Below are 9,904 nucleotides of genomic sequence, written 5' to 3' on the forward strand. Positions count from 1 at the left end.
AGCATCGACCGAGTACCCGCAGCAATGTCTCTTGTTGGCACTTAGCAGACCAATTCGGCTGACATGTTCATGTCCGTTGTTCGGAGTGAACCGGAAGTCCCGCCCGCCGTCGCTAGGCTGGCGCGTCAATTGCGATCGCGCTGATCGCCGGGATACCACGGCTCGGCAGCGGCGCGGATCAGGCCGGCCATGGTCGGCACGTGAGTTTTGTCCTGCATCTGGCGCTCGAAAATTTCCTCGGGTACGGCCGCGAGTTCCTGCCAGCGCGAGAATTGATCGTAAGAAATGCCCACATCGGAAAGCTCCGCGTCCGTCGAGGCCTTTTTTGGCCGCCCGTCGCGTTTGGCAGCGGACTGTTCGCAGCCGATGCAACTCGGGCAGCCGCGTTTGGTGCTTGATATACTAAACACCCGACTAATCCGTAAAAACGACCACGCATGTTCACCGCCGTTCCGCTTGCAAGTCACATCCACAGCGTCCCGAGGCGCTTTGCGCCAGGCAATTCTTGCTTGCGCGCCCCGACGAGATTAAATGCCCTTGGCGCTGGTGCAGGGGAGCTGGATTGAGCCAAGGGTTTCTCGCCGGAGCGCGCACACAAGAGACCTCCTCTGGTTTGCGATGTTATGAGAACCGAACCGTTCGGAAAGCCGGCAGTCTGGATGTACCAATTTGGGTAGTACTGGATAGCTGTCAGAACCGATCCGGTTGAGGTTCGTGGCTAGGGAGCAATCCCGATCCCTATCCCGATAATCGCCAGCGATATGACGATCACCAGCAGGTCGATCGTCAGCCATCTGGGTATGCGCTTTGCAGGTTGGGTCATAGCGTGTGCCCTCCGCGGCCACGTTATGTACCGGTCACTGCGCGGGTGACTGAGAATGTATTTGACGCACCAACTGGGCGCTATCTTCTGATTCCGCAGGGCTCGCGGTTGATCGGCAGTTGCGACAGCCAAGTCGCGTTTGGGCAGTCCCGCGTACTCCTGGTCTGGACCCGGCTTATTCTGCCGAACGGACGCTCCATCGGGCTCGAACGCCAGCCAGGTGCCGATACCGCAGGCAATGCTGGTCTTGAAGACGAGGTCGATAATCACTGGCGTGAACTCTTCAAAGCTGCGGCGCTTTCGACGTTGCTTGGCGCAGCGACGGAGATTGGCTCCAGTGGGACTGACAATGACATCATTCGGGCGTTGCGCCGCGGCGCAGGGGATTCCCTCAATCAGACCGGTCAGCAGGTGGTGCGTCGCAATCTGAACATTCAGCCGACGCTAACAATAAGGCCGGGATTTCCAGTCAGGGTGATCGTCAACCGTGATCTTATACTCGAACCATACGGTGGATAAGAGATTGCCACGCTCAACCTGTCGCTCCCAGCGGTGGCAAGCCATGTTTACGCACGAACCACCGCTAATCGCTTCTTCCTTGCTCTGCCCCGGTCAGCCGAATTGTCGATCTGACTAGTTAGGGGCATCGGCTAACGTTACCTGCAGCTCAAGCAGCTCGCACGTTGTCGAGAAACTTCTCGACGCGGTCTTCAAATGAGCGCTTTCGCGCACCGCGCAAAATGCACTCCCGGTTGCGATCTTCAAAATGGCCATGCGCGAAGCGGCGAAAAAACCACCGGTGCGACAGGCCTTGCGCCGCAAACGCTGCCCAACCTTCGTCGGCCTATGTTCACCGGCCACGCTTAGTGACTGCTCTCGCGCTGGCCTCGCCCCTGTTTGCGTAGGGGGCGCCTGCGAGTTAGGGGGCCGCGCGTCAGATAAACAGGTTGGCAAAAGCCAAAGCAAGAAACCCGGCGAGGCCGACGTAGACAAAGCGGAGAACCCGCCTGTCCTCGGCTGCGTGGCGTTCCGAGAGTTGCCCGGTCATGAACTCGGTGAAAGGGTCTGACACGGCTGTCCTCCGTGCGAAGCGGCATCGAATCTGAGTTGCGATTCCCGGTCAAGCAAGTACTGGTATGATACCCGTGTCGTGATAACGAGAGGTAGAGCCGTGTCGTCAAAGCGCGCTCGGTATCACCATGGCGGGAGCCGCGACATTGAACGCAGCCCCCGATCAAGGCTCGTTGAGCTTATTCGGCCGCAATCGTGTGCACGGTCCCGCCCTGGCCTTGGCTCGTGAACACGAAGCCCTCGTAGCCATTCTCTGCGACCTCGGCGCACTTTCTGCGGTATCCGCCAACGCCCTCAGGTCCGAGATACGGCAAGAATCGACGCGGCTTGCCTTCTATGTTGGCGCCCATGTACCAGGAATTGGTGCCAGGCATCAGGGTCGAATTCACGACCTCGGCGACGTGGGCGCCCCATGCGTCCTGCGCCTGCGGGCTCGCCTCAATCGTTGTGAGCTTGTTTCTTCGCATGTGGGCGATGCATTCGGTGATCCACTCGACATGCTGCTCTATCGAGACCGGCATGTTCGACAGCACCGAGGGGCTCTGCGGCCCGGTGATTGTGAACAGGTTGGGGTAACCGGCGATCGCCAGGCCGAGATAGGTCTGTGGGCCGTCCTCCCATTCCTGCGCCAGCGGCCTGCCGCCGCGCCCCTTAATACCGAGGTTCTTCAGCGGGCCGGTCATCGCGTCGAACCCGGTGGCGACGACGATAATGTCGAGCGGGTACTCCCTGCCGCCCGCGCGAATGCCATTCGGCGTGATCTCCTCGATTGTACCATCAGTGCTCGCATCCACCAGTGCCACGTTCTTCTTGTTGAAGGTCTCAAAATAGTTGGTGTCCAGCGGTTGGCGCTTAGTGCCGTAGGGATAAGTCTTGGGCGTCAACTTGTCCGCGGTCACGGGGTCGTTGACGATCGAGCGGATCTTGCGCTTGAGGTAGTCGGCGATGACATCGTTCGCCTCCTTGGAGAAGAACATGTCCTGATAGTTCGCGAGCCAAAAGGCGAAGCCTCCGGCGTCCCACATCCTATCGAACTCCTGCTCGCGTTCCTCGGGCGTCGTTTCGAGCACCGCCTTCGGTATGAAATTCAGATCGAACCCGAAGAAGGAATCTTTGATGCGCTGGCGGATACCGTCGTAATCGGCCTTGCGTGCCCTGGTCACTTCGGGATCGACACGACCATTGCGTGCAGGCACGCAGAAGTTTGGCGTACGCTGGAACACAGTCAGGTGCTTGGCCTGCTGCGCGATCTCGGGGATCGCCTGTACTGCCGTGGCCCCTGTGCCGATGACCCCGACACGTTTGGCGGTGAAGTCGACGCCATCATGCGGCCATTGGCTCGTGTGGTAACACTTGCCCGCAAAAGAGCTCAGCCCCTTGATCGGCGGCATGTTGGCGGTCGATAGGGCACCGACGGCCGGGATGACGAAGCGCGCCGTGACGGCGTCGCCCTTGTCGGTGCGCACGGTCCACAACTCGGTGTCGTCATCGAGGACGACTTCGACGACGCGCTTGCCAAACTGGATGTCGGGCTTCAGATCGAAGCGCTCGGCGCAGTGCTCGAGGTAGCGCAGGATCTCGTCCTGTTCCGGATAGCGCTCGGACCAGTTCCATTCCTGCAACAGGTTCTTGTCGAACGTGTAACAGTAGATGTAGCTGTCAGAATCGCAGCGTGCGCCGGGATAGCGATTCCAATACCAGGTACCGCCGACGCCGTCGCCGGCCTCAAGCACCGTGACGTTCAGGTCAAGCTTGTCGCGTAGCGAATGCAGCATGTACATGCCGGAGAATCCGGCGCCGATGATGACGGCATCGAAGTCGGCTTTCGCGCCAGCCGTCTGGGGTTGGCCTTGCACATTCGTCATGACTTTCCTCCCGTTGTGAGCACGCATCTTTGGTTCAGTCGTCTTCTTGCCATGCGTAAACGCCGACCTGCGCGAACAGCAGGCATGCTGGTGGCACCATCGCAAAGCACGCGATCACGACGCCGTCGCTCTCTCTCTTGAGTTTCGAACGCCGCGCGCGCCGTGGCGCAGTTAGGCCGCGCTCGCCCGGCACTATGCCGCGGCGCGCGCCTCGCCGCTCGCATAGGCGGCCGTCTCGAATTCCATGTAGCCACCAAACGAAGTCGGGTCGCCAAACGGCAGGATCTGCGTCGCCCAATACCCGCCGAACCCGTTCTTGCGGTCAATCCAGTAGAACGTGTTGGCGAGCCCGGCCCAGCCAATCGCGCCGGCCGGCCGGCCGGTTGGCGCGTCCTCGTCATTCACCATGAAGGTGAGGCACCAGGATTTCTTCAGGCCGGGGAAGAACTCAGCATCGTTCGACAGCGTCGGAATGACGCCGGGCAGCATCGCGACGGCCTGGTGCGCCTGCAGGCCGTTGCGGACGGCGGACTCGACCGTCTCTTTCTTGAGCACGCGGCCCTGCGGTCCCGCCCCGTCGTTCAACCACATGCGGATGAACTTCATGTACTCGCCGATCGAGCCGTAGAGACCGTGGCCGCCCATATGGACTTCCGGCTCAGGTGGCAGTTGCAGATCGGGAAGGGGAGTCAGCGATCCGTCGGCTTCGCGCTGGTGGATGGTGGCGAGGCGCGTACGCATCGAAGGGGTCAGCGAAAACGTGATGTCCTGCATGCCGAGCGGCGCAAAAATCCGCTCCGTCATTACCTCGCCGAGGCGCTTGCCGCGGATGCTCTCGACAATTTGGCCGCACCAATCGATGTTGCTGCCATATTCCCATTTGTCGCCGGGATCGAAGATCAGCGGCGTCATCAGTGACGCCTTCGAGCAGGTAATCACGCTTGGCTGGCCGTGCTCCTGCGCCAAGCGCAGGTAATTGGCGTTGAAGAAGTCGTAGCCAAGGCCGGCGGTGTGCAGCATCAGCATGCGGGTGGTGATATCGCGCTTCGGCGCCCGCAGCTTTGGCCTTCCGTCAGCGTCGAACCCGTCGAGCACCTCGAGCTTGCCGATGTCGGGAACGTAGGTTTTGGCCGGGGCGTCCAGGTCGAGCTTGCCTTCCTCGACGCATTGCAGGACCGCTGTCCCAGTGATCGCTTTTGTGGTCGAGAAGATCGCGAAGACGGTATCTGTCGTGATTGGCTGACCGGCGCCAAGGTTACGCTCGCCGGCAGCGCCTTCGTAGGTGTTGGCCGAGCGATCCGTGATCATGGCCACTACGCCGGGAACACGGTCCTTGCCAGTCACGACCTTTTGCAAGATCCCGTCACATGCGCTTTTCAAGTTGCTACCCATAGCGGTTCCTCCCGTTGCCAAGTTTGATCCCGCGCTTCGCGCCGAATGAGCCGATGCAACGTGTTGAAGGCGGGTTCCAGTCTGATTGTCTCGACGTCAGTTGCGCGAACGTAAATCCCACCGCGGCCGTAACAGCAATGGCGACTGGAGTTTTGAGAATGAGTTGGCTCCAGGTCAGCATCACATTTCGACCGAGCGTCTCGAAGCGTAGACCGTTTTCTTGCGATCGGCCATGCATTTCCATCGGGCATTTTTTGCAGAGGCAGGTCAGCGATGCTGACACTCGATCTACCGTGATACGTTTCATTGGCACTTTGCGCCGTCTCTCTCGCTGCTTAGCGATTAAGTTCGGCGACGATTTCCCCTTGTGGCATTTTTCGGATGAACCAACTGGCTGCGGATGTCCGGTTATGGCAGATTGTGTTGCAAAACTCTTTTTGTGTCACTGAAGACAACTTTTCCGAGCCGTGGGTGTGGCGGTCGAATAATTATGTGGGGGACTACGCCACCGTGCGTCAAACTCATGGGCGATTCCGGTAACGGGTTTGACGCTGCATTGATCGGCGATTGTCGCTTGTTTCGTCTTTTCGCGGAAAATTATTCGCACAGCGTTTTGGGACTTTTGCAACACAATCGGCACTTTTCGGACGCGCCACGCTGGCTCTGCGATTTCCGTTCGCTGGGTTCAATCGAGACAATCGACAAGCAGCAGATCACGCAGGAAGAGCAGTTAACGGCAGCTGCGCCTCAGTTGAGCATCGACTTGCACGCCGACGGGACCGGTCGCGTCAATCTCGGCGGCAGTGCGGTCACCGGCCCATTCCGTGGTCCTCTTGTGGACTTGACCCAGATCGAGATTGCAACCATTACCCTTACGCCACCTTTCTCGGATGCGAAGGTGGCAGAAACCAAGCGAAGCAAACTGGCCGCTGATCTCCAGATCGCTCTTCACAAAGCTGGCGTTGAAACAGTGGCAGAGGCGGTGGCCGCTATAACGCTGCGTCGCGATTTTGAAACCAAGCGGCGCGGCGGGGGGTTCAGGCAGAGCTGAAGGCACTAGGTGTGCAGGACGACAACTCCTCGGCGTTGATAGCAAGCTTGACCGAGCAAATCGCCGAGGTTGGGCTGGCGGTTCAGCAGGCGTTGCAAAAAGCCGGTCTCGACACGTTTCCCGATGGTGCAGGAATCGATGCACAACTCGCATCGATTGCAGCTTCGCGTGGAGCGCTTCAGCAGCGACGAGCTGCTTTGACGGGAGCTCGCAACGCGGAAGATGAAGTGTTCGAAACCGCAATGAGGGCTCGCGCTCGCGTTGTGGCGGGGTTGATAGGTCTTGCTATACTGCGACGCGTGCTGTGGTGACCCCAGCAAGGTGAAGACCTATGGCGAGAGAATTGGAAGGCAAGGTTGCCGCCGTGACTGGGGCTGCGTCGGGCATCGGATTGGCTAGTACCGAGGCAATATTGGCCGCAGGCTCGCGCGTGGTGATGGTCGACCGCGACGAGGCAGCGCTGATGGCGTTCTGCAACAAGCACGGCGACGCAGTGATCCCGCTAGTCGTCGACCTGCTCGACCCAAAGGACTGCGCTACGCTGCTGCCGAGAGTCCTAGAGAAGGCAGGCCAACTCGACATCCTGCATGCAAATGCGGGTACGTACGTCGGCGGCGACTTGGTCGATGCCGACACTGGGGCTATCGACCGGATGCTGAACTTGAATGCCAACGTCGTGATGAAGAATGTGCACGACGTGCTGCCTCACATGATCGAGCGTCGGACGGGCAACATCATCGTCACGAGTTCCTTGGCGGCCCATTTTCCGACGCCATGGGAGCCGGTCCATGCGTCCTCCAAGTGGGCGATCAACTGCTTTGTCCAGACGGTGCGACGCCAAGTCTTCAAGTACGGCATTCGCGTGGGCTCAATCTCACCCGGCCCCGTCATCGGCGCACTGCTCGCGGACTGGCCGCCTGAGAAGCTGAAGGAAGCCAAGGAGTCGGGAAGTCTGCTTGAGGCCAGCGAAGTGGCGAACGTGGTGACGTTCATGTTGACGCGGCCACGCGGCATGACAATTCGCGACGTGGTCATGCTGCCTACTAATTTCGATCTTTAGGAGGCATCCTCATTCGAAAGGTGCGTGGGAAAGAGGCGCACTGCTCGCAGTTGCGCCGCGGCGGGCCGAAGCGTCCCTAGGGTAGGAACTATTCCGTCCGGGCAGCTTGGTATCCAAACGAAAGGATATCCTATGCCCACAAAGATACCGAACCCAGAAGCCGATGCGAGCCAGCAAGTGCCGCCACGTCGCCATGACGCCGGTAGCGGCGCGAACGAAACTACCGATGGATTGGATGCAAGCACCGAAGCGTTGCGCCATGCTGCGGAAGACACACCATCGGGTGCCTTGCCGGACGACCTTGAAAAGGCCCCGGTGTTTGACCGTGCCGACCTCGCACCCAAAATCGAAGTGGCAGTCATGGTGAAGAAAAAGCACGGCGTCATGATCGAAACACCCACGGAAGCGCGTCAAGCCGAACCCGGCCCGTCGATTCTATTGCTGCTTATCATCAGCGTAAGTATCGCGGTGATCGCTATGGCCTTTGTCTGGTTCTTGTTTTTCCGGTACTTAGTTTCGGGCTGCGTTTTAACTCCGACGATTTCACGGCCCGTGATGTGGACAAACTGTCACGGTGGACCGCATTGATCGCGAGCCAAGGCAATCCCATGTCCATCCTAACGGACGACACCATGAAACAATCGCAGAATTTCCTAGAGAACGCGGACAACTTGCCGAGCGCGCTGCCGACGAACCAACTTACAATCGATACAAGCGCATGGCGGGCTTTGGTCGTTGAGCAAGACTGGTTGAATGGTGAAATTGATCAGAACGCGAGAGTCAGTGAAGCGAGCGAGTCTGTAGGCTAATTGCTGCCGCAACTATCGAGAGTGGAATATAGCTCCGGCTTCATTGCCGCTTGATCACGCTTAGTCTTCGTTGTGGCCATATCGTCGTAATTGTTTGCAAGACGCAACAGCCGTTTTTTAATGAACGGGTCAGCTTCGGTCGCAAGTTCGCGAAGGACGCGCGCTCTATTCCTATAAAATTTGTCGTCCATGCAGAGTCCCCTCGAAATGAGAGGTACATGCCCTTTCTCTCCGATCAATAATAGTAATCTAGATCACATGTCTGATTTTTAAGTAGCGAAAGCATTCTCATTTTCGCCATGGAAGTTACTTCTTTGATCGTTAACGTTGGCTGCAATCATAGAAGCCCAGCTCTGCCCCAACACGATTCGGAGAAAGAATGGCAAAAGCTAAGAGAGTAGTTCGCCGCGCGTGGACGAAAGACGATGTTCGAACAATGAAGACGATGGCAAAAGCAAAGTCAGGCGTCGCTAAGATCGCAAAGGCGCTTAAACGAACTCCCGGTGCAACCACGGTTATGGCGGCAAAACTTGGGATATCCCTTTCGACGCGGGACTAAGAGCTTGCCTGATTTCGGAACTATTTTCGACCGCGCGGGCTTTGCATAAAATCAACGAGCATTCTGCCCAATATCTTTCACTTTGGTACCGGAAGCATTACGGACTTGGGACCTCCGGCGGCTGATCCGAACCCGCTTCTGGCCCGTCCAATAGCTTCTGCCGGGAAGTAGACCAAAGCCAAAGGATAGCACTCGCGAGTAGTATGGCGCCGCCTGCGACCATTAAGAGGGCACCCAGGATAGCCATCGCGGCCTCCTTTGGTTTCTATCCTAGCCAGAGTGCCGGAGCGATGCGATGCCCCGCGCGATGCGGTTATCAGAACCCTATAGGTCCTCATCTGAATATAGGTTGCCTTTCGCAGCGCGCCATCATCAAGGTCTAAAGACCGCTCGAACCCGGCCCGGTGTCTTCGCACCGGCCGCTTTCGTACCCGCCGGGGGTACTGGGAGTGTGGCTAGGTAGTGCGAAGGGGGTACGAAGCAGGTGCGAAGTGGCAATCGGTGCTGGTCTAGTCCGCTTTCAGTGCAAGAGCGGACCTCCAGGAAACTTGTATGTCGGCCCGCTGATGGCACCTTTCGGACCTGCCCGACCTCGCCGATGATGTCCGATGATTGTGATAGACAGGACATGATCTGGGACACTCAGCCCTCCGGCAGCCCCGCCAGACGCATGCCCTTATAGGATCGCCCGCGGCTATGTTGAAGATGTTGGCTAACTGTGAAGTACTTTACATCCCTGTGTTCTTGGCCCGGGCTAAGATGGCGGAGGCTTCTTACTTTGAAGGAGGCATCCGATGCTCGCGGCAATCAAATGGAACTCCCGATATAACGCTCGCGAATGGGTGATGATGGCTGGGGCGCTCGTCGTCCAACTCAGCGCACTGAATGCAAAACGGCAGAAGGGTGAGAGCAAACCAAGGCGGCCGCTCTGGAAACACTTCGACGATACCCATCATTGGGACTCAACCGCAGAGGAATGGGTCCCCAACCTTGATCGGTGATCGTGGAACGCATTATGCGTCCCGCAGGCCGAATTCCGAGACTTCAAGATCCCTCTCACTAACGGCCCTGTCGGGCGGTGCGGTCGCGTACAAGTAGCTGGATCGGGATGTGAGTTCCTGCCGGCCGCTTGATAATGGTCAAGCAAATGCTTTTGGGCCGTTTGCCGACCGCTTCGGTAAACCATCTGGACGGCCGATCCTGGTACCTTTACGCGGCCATGGATTGATGTCCGTTGGCGGCGCTAAAGGGGACGTGCTGGGACGCCGTCGGGA

11 protein-coding genes and 1 pseudogene are annotated in these 9,904 nt (G+C 58.5%); 6 read left to right on the forward strand and 6 right to left on the reverse strand.

The annotated features are described in order from the left end of the window. Positions 1-125: 125 nt before the first annotated feature. On the reverse strand, positions 126-293 hold the full coding sequence (locus CP49_RS45105) for a hypothetical protein (protein ID WP_156438630.1): 168 nt from the start codon (positions 291-293) through the stop codon (positions 126-128). A 563-nt stretch (positions 294-856) separates the two neighbouring features. Between CP49_RS45105 and CP49_RS43330 the strand changes: the two are divergent. Then, positions 857-1,342 (forward strand): annotated as a pseudogene (locus CP49_RS43330) (TraB/TrbI/VirB10 family type IV secretion system protein); the annotation flags it as partial. A 415-nt stretch (positions 1,343-1,757) separates the two neighbouring features. Here CP49_RS43330 and CP49_RS45110 read toward each other — a convergent pair. The 4 genes from CP49_RS45110 to CP49_RS45115 all read right to left on the reverse strand — a co-directional run bounded on the left by CP49_RS45110 (position 1,758) and on the right by CP49_RS45115 (position 5,458). Beyond that, positions 1,758-1,895 carry a hypothetical protein gene (locus CP49_RS45110; protein WP_156438631.1) on the reverse strand — a complete coding sequence of 46 codons (138 nt, stop codon included), beginning with the start codon at positions 1,893-1,895 and terminating at the stop codon, positions 1,758-1,760. A 178-nt stretch (positions 1,896-2,073) separates the two neighbouring features. Then, the gene (locus CP49_RS24825) at positions 2,074-3,759 is read right to left on the reverse strand and encodes a flavin-containing monooxygenase (protein WP_057852794.1); all 1,686 of its coding nucleotides are present in this window, start codon (positions 3,757-3,759) and stop codon (positions 2,074-2,076) included. A gap of 192 nt (positions 3,760-3,951) precedes the next feature. Beyond that, entirely contained in the window at positions 3,952-5,151 is a 1,200-nt protein-coding gene (acmB, locus tag CP49_RS24830) for a methyl acetate hydrolase AcmB (protein ID WP_057852795.1), read from the reverse strand. Further along, positions 5,144-5,458 (reverse strand): hypothetical protein, encoded by a 315-nt coding sequence (locus CP49_RS45115; protein WP_156438632.1) that lies wholly within the window; start codon positions 5,456-5,458, stop codon positions 5,144-5,146. Before CP49_RS45115 ends, acmB begins: the two co-directional genes overlap by 8 nt. A gap of 216 nt (positions 5,459-5,674) precedes the next feature. Here CP49_RS45115 and CP49_RS24835 point away from each other — a divergent pair, with 216 nt between their 5' ends. From CP49_RS24835 to CP49_RS24845, 4 genes are all read left to right on the forward strand, one after another. Beyond that, complete coding sequence (locus CP49_RS24835) at positions 5,675-6,202, forward strand: hypothetical protein (protein WP_057852796.1); 528 nt, start codon at positions 5,675-5,677, stop codon at positions 6,200-6,202. Positions 6,203-6,213: 11 nt separating this feature from the next. Next, complete coding sequence (locus tag CP49_RS45120) at positions 6,214-6,513, forward strand: hypothetical protein (RefSeq protein ID WP_156438633.1); 300 nt, start codon at positions 6,214-6,216, stop codon at positions 6,511-6,513. Between the two features lie 20 nt (positions 6,514-6,533). Next, complete coding sequence (locus tag CP49_RS24840) at positions 6,534-7,262, forward strand: SDR family oxidoreductase (protein WP_057852797.1); 729 nt, start codon at positions 6,534-6,536, stop codon at positions 7,260-7,262. 132 nt (positions 7,263-7,394) lie between these two features. Then, on the forward strand, positions 7,395-7,850 hold the full coding sequence (locus CP49_RS24845; RefSeq protein WP_156438634.1) for a hypothetical protein: 456 nt from the start codon (positions 7,395-7,397) through the stop codon (positions 7,848-7,850). Positions 7,851-8,067: 217 nt separating this feature from the next. On the opposite strand, the gene CP49_RS24855 is transcribed toward CP49_RS24845, so the two are convergent. Then, positions 8,068-8,262 carry a hypothetical protein gene (locus CP49_RS24855; protein ID WP_057852800.1) on the reverse strand — a complete coding sequence of 65 codons (195 nt, stop codon included), beginning with the start codon at positions 8,260-8,262 and terminating at the stop codon, positions 8,068-8,070. A 1,162-nt stretch (positions 8,263-9,424) separates the two neighbouring features. On the opposite strand from CP49_RS24855, the gene CP49_RS24860 reads away from it, so the two are divergent. Then, positions 9,425-9,631: a hypothetical protein gene (locus CP49_RS24860; RefSeq protein ID WP_057850084.1), complete on the forward strand. Its 207-nt coding sequence runs from the start codon at positions 9,425-9,427 to the stop codon at positions 9,629-9,631. Positions 9,632-9,904 lie beyond the last annotated feature (273 nt).

It is taken from the genome of Bradyrhizobium valentinum (genome assembly GCF_001440405.1).
GTDB lineage: Bacteria > Pseudomonadota > Alphaproteobacteria > Rhizobiales > Xanthobacteraceae > Bradyrhizobium > Bradyrhizobium valentinum.